At 72.7% G+C, this 14,680-nt stretch carries 12 protein-coding genes and 1 tRNA gene; 7 read left to right on the top strand and 6 right to left on the bottom strand.

Going from position 1 to position 14,680, the window contains the following annotated elements:
• Nucleotides 1-78 precede the first annotated feature (78 nt).
• Nucleotides 79-2,412, top strand: coding sequence for an ATP-binding protein (locus DEJ47_RS06990; protein ID WP_190415304.1), 2,334 nt, complete (start codon nt 79-81; stop codon nt 2,410-2,412).
• Here DEJ47_RS06990 and DEJ47_RS06985 read toward each other — a convergent pair.
• Entirely contained in the window at nt 2,409-3,851 is a 1,443-nt protein-coding gene (locus tag DEJ47_RS06985; protein ID WP_161237172.1) for a trehalose-6-phosphate synthase, read from the bottom strand. The genes DEJ47_RS06990 and DEJ47_RS06985 overlap by 4 nt on opposite strands.
• Before the next feature lie 44 nt (nt 3,852-3,895).
• A complete protein-coding gene (locus DEJ47_RS06980) occupies nt 3,896-4,561 on the bottom strand; it encodes an SIS domain-containing protein (protein ID WP_150165957.1) in 666 nt (221 codons plus the stop codon).
• Between the two features lie 139 nt (nt 4,562-4,700).
• Here DEJ47_RS06980 and DEJ47_RS06975 point away from each other — a divergent pair, with 139 nt between their 5' ends.
• Nucleotides 4,701-6,014, top strand: a complete 1,314-nt coding sequence (locus DEJ47_RS06975) for a caspase, EACC1-associated type (RefSeq protein ID WP_190415302.1) — start codon at nt 4,701-4,703, stop codon at nt 6,012-6,014.
• A gap of 62 nt (nt 6,015-6,076) precedes the next feature.
• On the opposite strand, the gene DEJ47_RS06970 is transcribed toward DEJ47_RS06975, so the two are convergent.
• Nucleotides 6,077-6,164 (bottom strand) — tRNA-Leu (locus DEJ47_RS06970).
• Between the two features lie 188 nt (nt 6,165-6,352).
• Here DEJ47_RS06970 and DEJ47_RS06965 point away from each other — a divergent pair.
• The 3 genes from DEJ47_RS06965 to DEJ47_RS06955 all read left to right on the top strand — a co-directional run bounded on the left by DEJ47_RS06965 (nt 6,353) and on the right by DEJ47_RS06955 (nt 8,996).
• Complete coding sequence (locus DEJ47_RS06965) at nt 6,353-7,678, top strand: M20/M25/M40 family metallo-hydrolase (RefSeq protein ID WP_150165953.1); 1,326 nt, start codon at nt 6,353-6,355, stop codon at nt 7,676-7,678.
• 133 nt (nt 7,679-7,811) lie between these two features.
• The gene (locus DEJ47_RS06960) at nt 7,812-8,045 is read left to right on the top strand and encodes a chaplin (protein ID WP_150165951.1); all 234 of its coding nucleotides are present in this window, start codon (nt 7,812-7,814) and stop codon (nt 8,043-8,045) included.
• Nucleotides 8,046-8,183: 138 nt separating this feature from the next.
• Complete coding sequence (locus DEJ47_RS06955; protein ID WP_150165949.1) at nt 8,184-8,996, top strand: chaplin; 813 nt, start codon at nt 8,184-8,186, stop codon at nt 8,994-8,996.
• Between the two features lie 60 nt (nt 8,997-9,056).
• On the opposite strand, the gene DEJ47_RS06950 is transcribed toward DEJ47_RS06955, so the two are convergent.
• On the bottom strand, nt 9,057-9,245 hold the full coding sequence (locus tag DEJ47_RS06950) for a DUF5703 family protein (protein ID WP_079074641.1): 189 nt from the start codon (nt 9,243-9,245) through the stop codon (nt 9,057-9,059).
• A 47-nt stretch (nt 9,246-9,292) separates the two neighbouring features.
• On the opposite strand from DEJ47_RS06950, the gene DEJ47_RS06945 reads away from it, so the two are divergent.
• Nucleotides 9,293-10,045 (top strand): hypothetical protein, encoded by a 753-nt coding sequence (locus tag DEJ47_RS06945; RefSeq protein ID WP_150165947.1) that lies wholly within the window; start codon nt 9,293-9,295, stop codon nt 10,043-10,045.
• 73 nt (nt 10,046-10,118) lie between these two features.
• On the opposite strand, the gene DEJ47_RS06940 is transcribed toward DEJ47_RS06945, so the two are convergent.
• Together DEJ47_RS06940 and DEJ47_RS06935 are read right to left on the bottom strand one after the other, a co-directional pair.
• Nucleotides 10,119-12,326 carry an ATP-binding domain-containing protein gene (locus DEJ47_RS06940; protein WP_150165945.1) on the bottom strand — a complete coding sequence of 736 codons (2,208 nt, stop codon included), beginning with the start codon at nt 12,324-12,326 and terminating at the stop codon, nt 10,119-10,121.
• On the bottom strand, nt 12,323-13,303 hold the full coding sequence (locus tag DEJ47_RS06935) for an aldo/keto reductase (protein WP_150165943.1): 981 nt from the start codon (nt 13,301-13,303) through the stop codon (nt 12,323-12,325). Before DEJ47_RS06935 ends, DEJ47_RS06940 begins: the two co-directional genes overlap by 4 nt.
• Before the next feature lie 165 nt (nt 13,304-13,468).
• Here DEJ47_RS06935 and DEJ47_RS06930 point away from each other — a divergent pair, with 165 nt between their 5' ends.
• Complete coding sequence (locus DEJ47_RS06930; RefSeq protein WP_150165941.1) at nt 13,469-14,524, top strand: LLM class F420-dependent oxidoreductase; 1,056 nt, start codon at nt 13,469-13,471, stop codon at nt 14,522-14,524.
• The last annotated feature ends 156 nt before the right edge of the window (nt 14,525-14,680 follow it).

Here is a 14,680-nt window from a genome sequence, read left to right as displayed (position 1 = left end):
TCTCGCGGCCTTTCGAGAGCCGTATAATTCGCTCCACTTGGCTTGACCCACGGGGGTGGACCGGTGTCGGCAGGGGAAATGCACGGAACGGTCACGGGCGCGCCGTCGCGCGACGCGCCCGTGACCGGCTCGCAGACCAGCTGGGAGGGGCTCCGCAGGCTGCTGGACGACCGCACGGGCGGGCGGCCCGGCCGGAACGCGCCGGACACGGAGGAGAGCCGCCGTCCCGCCGTCGGATCGGTCGACGAGCTGTCGCGAGCCGTCACCGCGGACCCCGAGTTCGGCCGCCGGCTGATCGAGAACCTGCTGAGGTTCCGGCCCGCCGAGGCGGCGCCCGCGGACCGGCCGCCGCTCCCCGTCCCCCACCAGCTGCCGCTCGACCGCCCCGGGTTCGTCGGCCGCGACGACGAACTCGCCGAACTGGACCAGCTGCTGGGGGAGCGCCGCGGGGTGGGCCCCGACACCGCCGTCATCTCCTCCGTCGGCGGCGCCCCCGGCGTCGGGAAGACCGCGCTGATGGTCCACTGGGCGCACCGCTCACGCGACGCGTTCCCCGACGGACAGCTCTACGTCAACCTCCGGGGCTACGGACCGGGCATCCCCCTCGAACCCGCAGAGGTCCTCGCCGACTTCCTGCACGCGCTGGACGTGGCCTCACCCAAGGTGCCGCAGGAACTCGAACCGCGCGCGGCCATGTTCCGCACCCTCCTGCACGAACGGAAGATGCTGCTCCTCCTGGACAACGCCCGTGACACGGCACAGGTGCTCCCCCTGCTGCCCGGCAGCGCCACCTGCGTGGTCATCGTGACCAGCCGCAACCGCCTCCAAGGGCTGGTGGGGACCTACGGCGCGCGCTCCATCCGCCTCGACACCCTCAGCGAACGAGAGTCCATCGAGCTGCTGACCGGGATCGTCGGCGGCGACCGCGTGCTGCACGAGCCCGGCGCGGTCGAGGAACTCGCGGCCGGCTGCGGCCATCTGCCGCTGGCCCTCAGCATCGTGGGCGAACGCGTCGCCGCGTACCCGCAGTGGCCCATAGCCGACCTCCTGGAGGGCCTCGGCGACGAGCGCCACCGGCTCGACACCTTCGCCGCGGACGGCGAGGACACCGGCGCCGAACAGCGCGAGGTGCGCGTCGCCTTCTCCTGGTCGTACCGCGCACTCGGCACCGGCAGCGCCCGCTGCTTCCGGATCCTCGGCCTGCACCCCACGGGCGAGTTCAGCCTCCTCGCCGCGGCCGCCGCGACCGGCGACTCCCGTGCCCGCACGCACGTGTACCTGCGCGGCCTGATCGACTGCCATCTGCTCGAACAGGTGGCGCCCGACCGGTTCCGCTTCCACGACCTCATCCACGACTACGCCGCCGAGCGCGCGTACGAGGAGGAGTCCGAGGAGTCCCGCGCGGAATCCATCAGGCGCTGCCTCCTCTGGTACCTGCACACCGCCGACGCGGCGAACCGGCAGCTGATGCCGCACCGGCGCGCCATCGACCTCGACGCGCTGCCCGACCGCTGCGAACCGCTCCGGTTCGCCGACGGGGCCGAGGCCCTCACGTGGTGCGACACCGAACGGACCCACCTGATCGCCCTCGTGCGCCAGGCCGTGCAGTGCGGGCAGGACGCCATCGCCTGGCAGCTGCCCGTGGTCCTGTGGAGCTTCTTCAACGTGCGCAAGCTGATGACCGACTGGATCGTCACCCACGAACTGGGGCTGAGCGGCGCCCGCCGCTCCGGCTGCCACATGGGCGAGGCGTGGACGCTGAACAGCCTCGGCAACGCCTACCGCGGCACGCTGGAGTTCGACAAGGCCGTCGAGGTCTGGGAACAGGCCCTGGCCATCCGCCGCCGCATCGGCGACAAGTACGGCGAAGGGACCTCGCTCAACAACCTGGCGGGCGCACTGCGCCGGATGGACCGCATCGAGGACTCGATCCGCTGCTCCAAGAAGGCCCTCGCCATCCACCGGGAGATCCGCGACCGCTGGAACGAGGGCATCGACCTCAACAGCCTCGGCACCGCCTACCGCGACCTCGGCCGCATCGAGCAGGCGATCGCCTACTGGCTCGACGCCCTCGTCATCCAGCGCGAGATCAAGGACCTCTTCGGCCAGGGCACCTCGCTCAACCACCTCGGCGAGGCCTACCGCACGGCGGGGCGCGACGACGAGGCCGTGTCGACCTTCGACGAGGCGCTGCGGATCAGGCGCTCCTTCGGCGACGAACCGGGCGCCGCGGCGACCGCCGTCAACCTCGGCGCGACACTCGCCGCCATGGGCCGCCCGAAGGAAGCCGCCATCTACTACTCCCTCGCCCTCAAGGATCTCGAACGGCTCGGCGACCCCCGCACCGAAGCGGTCAAGGAAGCCCTCCGCGCCCTGGACGACGACATCGCGCCCTGGACCCCGGACCCCTAGGGACGGAGATCCCGGACCTCTGTGAGATCGGCGAGCTGCGCCCGCAGCCAGCTCTCGGGCGAAGTGGTCAGGAGCGGCTCCCGCATCCGGCGCGCCCGCGCGGCACGCTCGGCGGGCGGCATCGCGAGGGCCTGCCCGAGCGCCGCCGCGGTCGCGCGCACATCACGCGGATCGTCGACCACGACAGCGCCCGCGCCGAGCCGCTCGGCGCTCCCGGTCCTGGCCGACAGGACGACCACCCCCTCCCGCCCGTTCACCAGCACCCCCTCCTGGGCGACCAGATTCATCCCGTCGTGCACGGAGTTGACCAGCAGGACGTCGTACTCCCGCAGAGCCGCCATGGCCCGCACCCGGTCCTCGTCCCAGTACACGGTCAGGACCCCGGGAAAATCCCGCTGGATGGCGGCGACGGCCTCCCGCACACGCGCCGCGTACCACGCGTACTCGGGGACGGCGGGCCGTGAGGGCGTCAGACAGCACACGAACCTGACGCCGTGCCGCAGCTCCGGGCGCTCGGCGAGGAGCAGCGCCAAGGCCTCGAACCCCCGCAGGACGTTCTTCGCGGGATCGAGCCGGTCCACCCGCACCAGCAGCCGCGCACCGGCCCCCGCCCCCTCCCGCAGCCGCCGGAAGGTCTCGGACCACCGGTCCGCCTCCGCCGTGCCGAACACACCGGACAGGTACTCCTGGTCGGGCGGCGCCGGATAGCGCCGGACCAGCGTCCGGCCACCCGCATGCCGGACCGCGCCGGACACGGTGTCGACCTCGTGCCCGGCCTCCCCGGCGAACCGGAGGAAGGAGTCCGCCCACCGCTCGCACTGGAAACCCAGCACGTCCGCCGCGAGCATGCCGCGCAGGAGCAGCCCACGCGCCGCACCCGGCAGCCCGGCCAGCGACGCGGGACCGGCGAACGCGGCGTGCACGAAGAGCCCCACCGTCTGCGTGGGCAGCAGGGAGCGCAGGAACCCGGGCGCCGTGGCGAACTGGTAGTCCTGGAAGCAGACGACGGTACCGGGACGGCAGTACGTCGCCGCCGCCGCGGCCACACCGCGGTTCACCCGCTGATACGCCCGCAGCGCCGCGCCGTCGCCGAGCGGACCCGGGCCCCCCTCGTCCAGACCCCGCGGAAGGTCCGCCCACAGATCGTGGAGCGCGTACCAGAGCCCTCGTACGCCCGCGTCCTCGTAGTACCGCCGGTAGTCCGCGGCCCCGAAGGGCACCGGCCGGAACTCGTATCCCAGGCCGAGACCGGCGAACCGGCCGTCCCGCACCGCCTCCCGGTCCTCCTCGCTCGCCGACGGTGCCAGCCAGCACACGTCGCCGCCGAGCGCCCGCGCGGACCGGTCGAGCAGCGCCGTCACACTGCCCGCCCGGCGCTCCGGAGCCAGGCCTGACGGGGTGGCACGGAACGTCACGGGCCCCCGGTCGGACACCAGCACCACATCGGCCGTACGCGCCCCCCGCGCGGACCGACGTCCCACCCTCAGCCCTGCGTTCCGTCGAGCGAGGCCTCGAGAATGTCCTGGGAACGGCCCCTGCCCGTGCCCAGGGCGAGCGCCAGGGAGTGCACGAGGCCCAGGTGGACGGTCTCCACCACGCCGTACACCTCGCTGTCGACCAGCAGCGGCACGTCGACGAGCGCGGCCGCGCTGCCGCCCGAGCCGCCGAGCAGCCCGACCGTGGGCACCCCGCGCGCCCGTGCCGTCTTCAGGCCCTCCAGGATGTTCGGCGAGTTGCCGCTGACGCTGATGGCCACCACCACGTCGCCCGGCGTCAGCAGACGGGCCAGCTGCTCCGAGAACACGCGGTCGTAACCGACATCGTTGGCCAGCGCGGTCAGCAGCGGGGTGTTGCCGGTGAGCGCGTTCGTCCGCAGCCCCGCCGCCTGCGGGCCCGAGGTCATCGCGAGATCGCACGCCAAGTGGGCCGCCGTCGCAGCGCTCCCGCCGTTCCCGATGGCGTAGAGACAGTTGCCGCTCGTCCTGACCGAGTCGAACAGCCGGACCGCCGACGCGAACGCGGCGGACTCCACCGCGAGAGCGGCGTCGGCCACCAGATTCTGGAACGCCGTACAGACGGCGGAAGCCCGGTGCGCACCGCCTCTGCCGTCTAACGCGTCCACGTCGTCCCGCACGTCCGAGCGCCCCATAACAACCCCCACCCGTCACAGCCGACTTCGGATTGGCCAGCATGCCCGAAACCTCGGACAGCGGTAAGAGCGCCACTCCTCAGATGAGTTGCGTCGCTATCATTTGGGCAGCGGTGCGGCACAGCAAGAGGGGGACCAAGTGCGGTTGGCCGGCGGCTCGAACTCCCATGCAGTGCTCATCGGTTGCGGCAGCTACGACGACGTCGAACTGCCGCACCTGCCCGCGGTCCGCAACAACCTCGACGACCTGCGGACCCTGCTCACCAGCCCCCACAACGTCGCACTGCCCGAGGAACGCTGCACGCTCCTGCGCGACGTACGGGAACCGCAGAAGGTCGGGGCGGCCCTCAGCCGCGCGGCGAGCGGCGTGGAGGACATGTTCCTGGTCTACTTCGCGGGCCACGGCGCGCTGGACGAACACGGACTGCTGCACCTCCTGCTCACCGGGAGCGACACCCGGCTGCTCGGCTGGACGAGCCTGCGCTTCGACCTCATCCGCCAGACCATGGCGTCCGCACCGGCGAGGAACCGCGTCCTGCTCCTCGACTGCTGCTTCTCCGGCCGGGCCATCGAAGCCATGGGCGACACCGCGTCGCTCTACTTCGGCCAGCTGGAGATCGCCGGTACGTTCGTCCTCGCCTCCGCCCCCGCGAACACCCCGGCCCGCGCGCCCCTGGGCGACCGCCACACGCTGTTCACCGGCGAGCTGATCAAGTTCCTGCGCGACGGGTCCGCCGCGGAACCGGAGCTGCTCACCCTCGGCGCGGCCTACCGCCACACGGCCCGCGTCCTCGCGGCCAAGGGCGAGCCGAGACCCCAGCGCTGCGGTACCGGGACGAGCGACCAGCTGGCCCTGGCCGCGAACACCGCGTTCCGCGGGCTCACCGCCGAGGACGTGCCCGAACGGCTGAGCAGCGCCGTCGGCCTGGGCGAGGCCGGTGACCTGGCGGGAGCGCTGGAGGCCCTGGACGTCCTCGCCCAGCAGTGCGGCCGGGTCCTCGGCGCCCGCCACGAGCTCACCCTCCTCACGCACCGGGCTCTGGCGCACGCCGAGGGGGAGAGCGGCCGTGCCGCCGCCGCGGCCGCCCGGTACGGGCGCCTCGCCGAACAACTGGCCGCCCAGCACGGCCCACGCCACCCGGACACCCTCCAGGCGCGCCACGAGCACGCCCGGTGGGCCGGTATCGGCGGCGACGCCGAGGCCGCCGCCGACCTCTTCGCCGAGCTCGCCGTGGACGCCGCCGGAGCGCTGGGCCCCGAAGACGTGCGTGCGCTCAGCTGCCGGTGGCAGCACGCCCACTGGCTGGGAGTGAGCGGCCACCCGGAGCGCGCGGCGGCGGCCTTCGCCGAGCTCGCCGAGAACTACCGCTCCTCGCTGGGCGAGCGGCACGGCGACACGCGGGCGGCCCGCCGCAACCACGCCTACTGGCGGGATGCCGCGGGACCGGCCTGAGCGCCCCGTCCCGCGCGACCCGCACAACGCGAAAGGCCCCAGTCTCTCGACTGGGGCCCTGCTGGTGTCCGAGGGGGGACTTGAACCCCCACGCCCGATAAAGGGCACTAGCACCTCAAGCTAGCGCGTCTGCCATTCCGCCACCCGGACAAGGTGTCTGTCTTCGCGGGGCGTTTCCCGCGGCGACACAGAGAACATTACCAGGCTTCCAGGGGTGTCCGATCACCCCCGCCACCCCTCGTGAACTGCGGATGACGACACCCGCCCGCCCTTGGGCGCGGAGCCGCGGAGAGAGAGGATGAGGGGGACCACCAGCAGCGAATGCGGGAGGAGCCAGCGTGAGCGGGTCCAGCACGGGCAAGGCCGTCACCGGTGAGGACGAGGTCGTCGACCTCTGTCGCGAACTGATCCAGATCGATACGAGCAACTACGGCGACCACTCGGGCCCGGGGGAGCGCAAGGCCGCCGAGTACGTCGCGGAGAAGCTCGCCGAGGTGGGCCTCGAACCCAAGATCTTCGAATCCCACCCGGGCCGGGCCTCCACGGTCGCCAGGATCGAGGGCGAGGACCCGTCTCGGCCCGCGCTCCTCATCCACGGCCATACGGACGTCGTCCCGGCCAACGCGGCGGACTGGACGCACCACCCCTTCTCCGGGGAGATCGCGGACGGCTGTGTCTGGGGCCGGGGCGCGGTCGACATGAAGGACATGGATGCGATGACCCTCGCCGTCGTCCGCGAGCGCATGCGCACCGGCCGCAAGCCCCCGCGCGACATCGTCCTGGCCTTCCTCGCGGACGAGGAGGCGGGCGGCACGTACGGCGCGCGGCACCTGGTCGACCACCACCCCGACCTCTTCGAGGGGTGCACGGAGGCGATCAGCGAGGTCGGCGGGTTCTCGTTCACCGTCAACGAGAACCTGCGGCTCTACCTCGTCGAGACGGCCCAGAAGGGCATGCACTGGATGAAGCTCACCGTGGACGGCACCGCCGGCCACGGATCGATGATCCACAAGGACAACGCGATCACCGAGCTCTCCGAGGCCGTCGGGCGGCTCGGCCGCCACAAGTTCCCGGTGCGCGTCACCAAGACCCTCCGGCACTTCCTCGACGAGCTCGGCGACGCCCTCGGCACCGAGCTCGACCCGGAGAACATGGACGAGACGCTCGCCAAGCTCGGCGGCATCGCCAAGCTCATCGGCGCCTCCCTGCAGAACACCGCCAACCCCACGCAGCTCGGCGCGGGCTACAAGGTGAACGTGATTCCGGGCCAGGCCACCGCGCACGTCGACGGGCGCTACCTGCCCGGCTACGAGGAGGAATTCCTCGCCGACCTCGACCGGATCCTCGGTCCGCGGGTCAAGCGCGAGGACGTACATGCCGACAAGGCTCTGGAGACCTCCTTCGACGGTGCGCTCGTCGACGCCATGCAGACGGCGCTGCGCGCCGAGGACCCGATCGCCCGCGCCGTGCCGTACATGCTCTCGGCCGGCACGGACGCCAAGTCCTTCGACGATCTCGGCATCCGCGGCTTCGGCTTCGCGCCGCTGAAGCTGCCGCCGGAGCTGGACTTCGCAGGGATGTTCCACGGCGTCGACGAGCGGGTGCCGGTGGACGGCCTCAAATTCGGCGTCCGCGTGCTCGACCGGTTCATCGACGCGTCCTGACGAACAATCGTCTGCGCGTGCGTACTTGACTGAGAAGAGTGAAAGGGAGCGACCGCTCGTAGCCTCATCACTTCCTCCTCGTTACAGGTCATGCAGTCCGCGGCTGGGACTGCATTGCCAACAAGGAGGAATAATGATCAAGAAGGTCGTCGCCGCTGTGGCTGCCACTGGCGGTCTCGTGCTCGCGGGCGCGGGCATCGCCACCGCCGACGCCGGCGCCCAGGGTGCCGCTGTGGGCTCTCCCGGTGTCGTGTCGGGCAATGTCGTCCAGGTGCCCGTGCACATCCCGGTGAACGCCTGCGGCAACACGGTCTCCGTGATCGGGCTGCTGAACCCCGCCTTCGGCAACACCTGCGTCAACAAGTGACGTCGTTGTGCCTCGCCCCTTGAGGGTCTGAGTCCGTCGGCCCCGGAGTGCGTGCCATGCGCTCCGGGGCCGATGGGCATTCCGCGTCCGGGCAGCGGGCCCGTACGCATTCCGGCAGGTTGAAGGCAGGGAACAGCTATGCGACAGGTCACGCGCAAAGGCCTGATCACCGTGGCGGCCGCGACCGGCGTGCTCGCCGCCACCGGCGGTTACGCACACGCGGACTCGGGTGCCAAGGGAAGCAGTGCGAATTCGCCCGGCGTGTTGTCGGGCAACAACGTCCAGCTTCCCGTCGACGCACCGGTCAACGTATGCGGGAACACCGTGAACGTGGTCGGCGTCCTGAACCCGGCGATGGGCAACAGCTGCGTCAACGGCGGCCACAAGGGCGGCGGTTCGCACAAGCCGTCCGGCGGGGCCAAGGCGCAGGGTCACGCCAGTGACTCGCCCGGCGTCGGCTCGGGCAACAACGTGCAGTTGCCGATCAACGCCCCCGTGAACGTGTGCGGCAACAGCGTCACCATCGGCGGCCTCGGAAACCCGGCCATGGGCAACGAGTGCGCCAACGAATCCGGTTCCACGGTCACCCCGCCGGGCGGCGAGAAGCCCCCGACGGATCCCGAGGAGCCGGGCAAGCCGGAACACCCCGGCAACCCGGAGGAACCCGGCAAGCCGGGCAATCCTGGTGAACCCGGTCACCCCGGTCACCCGGGCAACCCCGGCGACCCGGAGACGCCCGGGGGCTCGCAGTCCCCGCACGACCCGGTCAAGCCGATCCAGGACCGCGCCATGCCCAACAACCCGCAGGCGCAGGTCGTCACCCCGCCCGAGGGGAAATCGCAGCTCGCGTCGACCGGCAGTGAGCTGCCGCTCGGCCTCGCGCTGCCCATCGGCGCGGGCGCGGTGCTCGCGGGCGCCGTGCTCTACCGCAGGGCCCGGGCGTCCGCCTGAGCCACTGCACGCCGGCACGCCGAACGGAGCGGGCCCCGCGACCGCGGGGCCCGCTCCGTTTCACCAGGTGGCGCGCAACTGGCGGATGATGCGCCGTTTCAGGCGCACCCTGCGGCTCCCGTCGGGGCGCAGACTCAGGCGGTCGAGCTCCCAGTGTCCGTACTCGGCGTGGTCCGTCAGCAGGCGCGTGGCTTCCTTGCGGGTGACCCCGCGCGGTACATACACGTCGACAAATTCGTATTCCGGCATCGCATCTATTGTGCGGGCACGGGCCTCGTACGGATAGCGTCTGCACTATGTCTGATGCTGCGCAGCCCACCGCTGCCGAGGTACGTGCCGCCGCCGAGGCGGTCAAGACCGCGCTCGACCGCCACCTGGCCGCGGTCGAACGCAGGTCGGGCGAGGACGATCCGGCCGTCTACGAAGCGTTCAACGAACTCGCCGCGGCCGCCGAGGAGTACGACGAACTCCTCTACGACCGCTACGACGAGGTCACCCCCTTCGAGATCCCCGGCACCGACGACGCGCTCCCGCCGTACCAGGGCCCCGACGAAGCCAACGCGCTGAGCGTGCTGCTCCGGCGCGACTACACCGTGGTCGAACCGCAGCGGCTCCTCGCCCAGGCCCAGCGGGTCGCCGACCTCGAAGCGGGCGGCACGGGGGGCGCAGGATCGGCGGACACCGTGCACAGCGCGCTCGGCGTCCTCTTCGGAGAGTTCGAACCGGACGAAATCTCCTCGCGGCACAAGGAATTCGGCCTGGAGGAGGGCGACTCCACGCTCTGGGTCACCGCGGTGGACACCCCGGCGGAACCGGGGGAGTGGCTCGACGCCCCCTTCGACCAGGCCGACCCGCACCGGGTGGTGTGCCGCTTCGACGTCAGCGTGGTCTTCGACGACGAACTGGACGACGACGGGCTCGAAGGCCTGGACACCGACGTCGACATCGACATCGACCCGGACGTGCCGGTGCCGCTCGACGACACCGATGACGCCGACGATGTCGACGACGTCGGGGACGCTCCCGGCGCCCGGCAGGCCGGCCGCTGACGGTTGCGTCCGGCGCCGTGGACCCTGGCGAATCGCTCCTGCGCTCGCCAAGGTCCGCGGCGCTCCGGGACTCTCAGGCCGTCGTCGTCGGCACCTGCGGGCGCAGCAGCGTCTGCAGACGCGTCGTGCGGTCCTTCCAGAGGCGTTCCGCCACCGCGCGCGGCAGAGCCTGCTCCACGCCCTGCACGACCGACAGATGCCGCTCCGCGCGGCTGAACGCGGTGTACACCCACGGCCGGGACAGCGCCTGGGCCGCGTCGCCCGGCAGTACCACGACGACCGCGGGCCAGCGTCGGCCGGCCGCCTGGTGCGCGGTGAGCGCCCAGCCGTGCCGCACCTCACGCTCCACCCGCTCCTTGGGTACGACGACGGAGCCGCCCTCGCACTCCAGGTGCAGTCCTTCCGCGTCGGCCCGCACCACACGGCCGAGCGTCGTGCGGCCCGGCGCGGGGGCGTGCGCGACCCGGTCGTCGGGGTCGAAGCCGCCGAACCGGCCGGGGCCCGGATTCAGCCGTTCCTTGAGGGCGGCGTTGAGCGCGCGGGTGCCCGCGGCGCCGCCGTGTCCCGGCGTGATGACCTGGGTGTGCTCGGCGGGCACTCCGATCGCCCGGGGCACGGAGTCCGCGACGAGCTGGACGGTGCGGTGGATAGCCTCCGCGGGGTCGCGCACGGGGACGAGGACGACTTCCTTGCCGGGCGCCTCGACCTGGTTGAGCTCGCCGATGCCGATGCCGGACGTCAGCTCGCCGACGGGGCCCGGGTCCGGGGTGCGCGAGACGACCTGCGGGCAGCAGCGCGCGGAGAGGAGGTCGGCGAAGACCCGGCCGGGGCCCGCCGACCAGAGCACGCCCGGGTCGCCGCTGAGGACCAGGCGGGCGCCGTCGGGCAGGGACTCGACGAGCATCGCCGCGGTCTCCACGTCCAGCTGCGGCGCGTCCAGGACGACCAGGAGGTCGAGTGCGAGCGCGCCCTCCGCGTCGCGCCCGGGGCCCTCGTCGCCCGCGAGGAGTCCGGCCACGGTCACCGCGGTGTCGTCGGCGCCCGTCGCCCGCGCGAGGCGGCGCCGTCCGTCGGCGCTGTGGGCCGCGGCGCACACCCGCAGGCCCAGCGCCGCCGCGGCGCTCACCAGCGCCGCGGGTTCGGCACGCGCCTCCTCGCCGCCGGAGTGCAGTACGAGTCCGTGCCCGGCGACGGCGCGGATCAGCTCGGCGGCGGACCCGGACGCCTGCGTGGCGGCGGCCTCCCAGTCGGGGCTCTCCAGCTCCCTGGTGTCGTCGGTCTCCTTGGGCAGGGAGTTGATCAGGCGGGCGAGGCCGTCGGCGAGGCTCTCCTCCGCGAGTGCGTACCGCTCAAGGCCGATCAGGACGCGGACCGGGCGCTCCGGCTCCGCGTCCTCCCCGACCGCACCGTCCTCTCCGCCGGCCTCGCCCCGCGTCGCCTCGACGTCCGTGCGCGGACCCGGCACCTCGGTCCCTTCGAGCGCGTCCTGGAAGACCAGGGCATCGCCCTCGGCGAGCGCGCCCTGGACCGCCGCGTCCGGATCCGGCACCGCGCGCTGTCCGAGCGCGGCGATCAGCGTCGCGACGTCGAGCGCCGCGTGCCCGGCGACGGCGGCCTGCTCCAGGAGCCACACGGTGATCGCGCGGCCCCTGCGCTCGTCGTCGGGCCCGCACTGGGCGCCGAGCAGCGCCCTGGCGAACCCGTCGGCCTGCTCGGGCCGCACGCCGGGGACCCGCAGCAACTGCCACGGGTCCGCACGCAGTTGCCCGTCGGCGCCGTCGCCGAGCGCGGCCGCCGTCGGCTCGGCGAGCGCGGGCGGCGCGCCTCCCTCGGCGAGCACGGCACGGACGGCCTCGACGGTCTCCTGCGCGGGTGCCCGGTCGGCCGCGGGCTGCTGCGGGCGCACGGGTTCGGGCGCGCGGGCCGGGGCGGGCCTGCGCGCGGGCTCCGGCTCCTGGAACGCGCTCGCGACGGGCTTCTCCCCGCTCTCCACGGCGCGCACGGCGGCCAGCAGGTCGGCGGCGGTGCCGCTCAGCTTCGTCCCTGCCTCGATCGGCCCCTGCTTCGACGCCTTCCGCTGCTCGATGCGCTCCCGCAGTTCGCGCTGCGCGGCGATCTCGGCCTCGGCCTCGGACAGCTCGGTGCTCTCGCCCTCGTCCTTGCTCTCGCCGGTGTCCGTCGTGGCCTCGGCGTCCGGCGCGGCTTCCTCCGCGCCGGGCGACTCCGCCTCCTCCGCGGCAGCGGCCCCGGGGTCCTCCGCGGCGGCGGGTTCCGTACTCACAGCGTGCTCCAGTCGTGATCGGGATAGCGGTGCACCGGCGCCGACACATCGTCGAGCGCCCTGCAGATCTCGTCAGGAAGACTAAGGGTCTCCACTGACAATGCGGCCGTGAGCTGCTGCGCGTTGCGCGCGCCGACGATCGGGGCCGTCACGCCGGGGCGGTCCCGCACCCAGGCGAGGGCGACCTGGAGCGGGGTCGCCGCGAGCCCGTCGGCGGCCGTCGCGACCGCGTCGACGACGTGGCCCGCCGTCTCGTCCAGGTACGGCGCGACGAAGGGCGCCATGTGGTCGGAGCCGCCGCGCGAGTCGGCGGGCGTGGAGTGCCGGTACTTCCCGGTGAGCACGCCTCTGCCGAGCGGCGAGGACGGCAGGAGCCCGACGCCCAGGTCGAGGGCGGCGGGCAGCACCTCACGCTCCACGCCGCGCTGCAGCAGTGAGTACTCCATCTGCGTGCTGGCCAGGCGGGTGCGGGTGCCCGGCGCCGCGAGCTGCCATGTCGCGGCCTTGGCGAGCTGCCAGCCGCAGAAGTCCGCGACACCCGCATAGCGGGCCCGCCCGCTGCTGACCGCGATGTCCAGGGCCTGGAGGGTCTCTTCGAGGGGTGTCCCCGGGTCGAAGGCGTGGACCTGCCACAGGTCCACATAGTCCGTGCCGAGGCGGGTGAGGGAGGCGTCGAGGGCGGCCAGGAGGTGGCCGCGTGAGCCGTCGAAGCGCCGCTCCGGGTCCGGGACGCTGCCCGCCTTCGTCGCGATGACCAGATCGCGGCGGGGCACGAGCCGCTCGACCAGGCGGCCGATGAGGTACTCGGCCTCCCCGTCGCCGTACACGTCGGCGGTGTCGACGAGGGTGCCGCCGGCTTCCCAGAACACCTTCAACAGGTCGGCGGCGTCGTTCTCCTCGGTGTGGCCCCAGGTCAGGGTTCCGAGTCCGATGCGGGACACGCGCAGGCCGGTCCGGCCGAGATGCCTCTGCTCCATGGGCGCTGAGATTACTGGCCGTGCCCCCGCGACGGGCGAGCCTGTGGACAAAGCAGCGATTGTGGAGAACCGGGCCACCCTCCGTCCCTGACGGATCGGGTGCCGCACGCTACAGTCCCGGGCACAGACACGTTACTCATGAGTACAGCGGTAAGGGGACCGGTCATGCAGCTCGGGATCAACCTCGGCTACTGGGGCGCGGGGATGGACGCGGACAATCTCGCCGTCGCGAAGGAGGCCGACAAGCTGGGCTATGCGGTCTGCTGGGCCGCGGAGGCGTACGGGTCGGACGCCGCGACGGTCCTTTCCTGGGTGGCGGCGCAGACGGAACGCATCGACATCGGGTCGGCCATCTTCCAGATCCCGGCCCGGCAGCCGGCGATGACCGCGATGACGGCGGCGACCCTCGACTCGCTCTCCGGCGGCCGGTTCCGCCTCGGCCTCGGCGTCTCGGGCCCACAGGTCTCCGAGGGCTGGTACGGAGTCAAGTTCGACAAGCCCCTGGCCCGTACGCGCGAGTACGTCGAGATCGTCCGCAAGGCCATGACCCGCGAGCGCCTCTCCTACGAGGGCGAGCACTGGACGCTGCCGCTGCCCGGCGGCCCCGGCAAGCCCATCAAGCTGACGGTCCACCCCCAGCGCGAGCACATCCCGCTGTACGTCGCCGCGATCGGCCCGAAGAACCTGGAGCAGACCGGCGAGATCGCCGACGGCGCCCTGCTGATCTTCCCGGCCGCCGAGCACCTGGAGGACACCGCGATCCGGCACCTGCGCGCCGGGCGGGAGAAGGCGGGCAAGACGATGGACGGCTTCGACGTCGTCCCGACGGTGCCGCTCGCCGTCGGCGAGGACGCGCAGGTCGACGCCCTCGCGGACATGTTCCGGCCGTACACCGCCCTGTACGTCGGCGGCATGGGCAGCCGCAAGCAGAACTTCTACAACCAGCTGGCGCAGCGCATGGGGTACGAGAAGGAGGCCGCCGAGATCCAGGACAAGTACCTGGCGGGCGACAAGGACGGGGCGGCCGCGGCCGTGCCCCGGCAGCTGATCGACTCCACCACGCTGCTCGGTTCCGTGGACCGGATCGCCGACCGCATGCAGGCCTACGCCGCGGCCGGGGTCACCACGCTGACGCTGGCCCCCGCGGGCTTCACGCTGGAGGAGCGGCTCGCCTCGCTGCGCGCGGGCACGGAGGCCCTGGAGCGCGCCGGACTGGCGTAGGGAAGAGGGGGAGCGAAGGGGGAAGCAGGTCTGCGGCCGTGGTGGGGGCTCGGGGGGTCTTCCCCGCCACGGCCGTCACGGGGAACAACGCGTCAAGGAGCCCTCGGTTACGGCCTCGTGGCGGGACAGGCGTCCACCGTTCGGCGCAGTCGGCCG

This window comes from Streptomyces venezuelae (assembly GCF_008642355.1).
Taxonomy (GTDB): Bacteria; Actinomycetota; Actinomycetes; order Streptomycetales; family Streptomycetaceae; genus Streptomyces; species Streptomyces venezuelae_B.
This window is presented reverse-complemented; position numbering and strand designations above follow the sequence as displayed.

Bases quoted from the DNA above. Each gene is read 5' to 3' on its own strand.
- DEJ47_RS06990 (WP_190415304.1), top strand. From the start codon at position 79: ATGCACGGAACGGTCACGGGCGCGCCGTCGCGCGACGCGCCCGTGACC.
- DEJ47_RS06980 (WP_150165957.1), bottom strand. From the start codon at position 4,561: ATGGGGCGCTCGGACGTGCGGGACGACGTGGACGCGTTAGACGGCAGA.
- DEJ47_RS06960 (WP_150165951.1), top strand. From the start codon at position 7,812: ATGATCAAGAAGGTCGTCGCCGCTGTGGCTGCCACTGGCGGTCTCGTG.
- DEJ47_RS06955 (WP_150165949.1), top strand. From the start codon at position 8,184: ATGCGACAGGTCACGCGCAAAGGCCTGATCACCGTGGCGGCCGCGACC.
- DEJ47_RS06950 (WP_079074641.1), bottom strand. From the start codon at position 9,245: ATGCCGGAATACGAATTTGTCGACGTGTATGTACCGCGCGGGGTCACC.
- DEJ47_RS06945 (WP_150165947.1), top strand. From the start codon at position 9,293: ATGTCTGATGCTGCGCAGCCCACCGCTGCCGAGGTACGTGCCGCCGCC.
- DEJ47_RS06935 (WP_150165943.1), bottom strand. From the start codon at position 13,303: ATGGAGCAGAGGCATCTCGGCCGGACCGGCCTGCGCGTGTCCCGCATC.
- DEJ47_RS06930 (WP_150165941.1), top strand. From the start codon at position 13,469: ATGCAGCTCGGGATCAACCTCGGCTACTGGGGCGCGGGGATGGACGCG.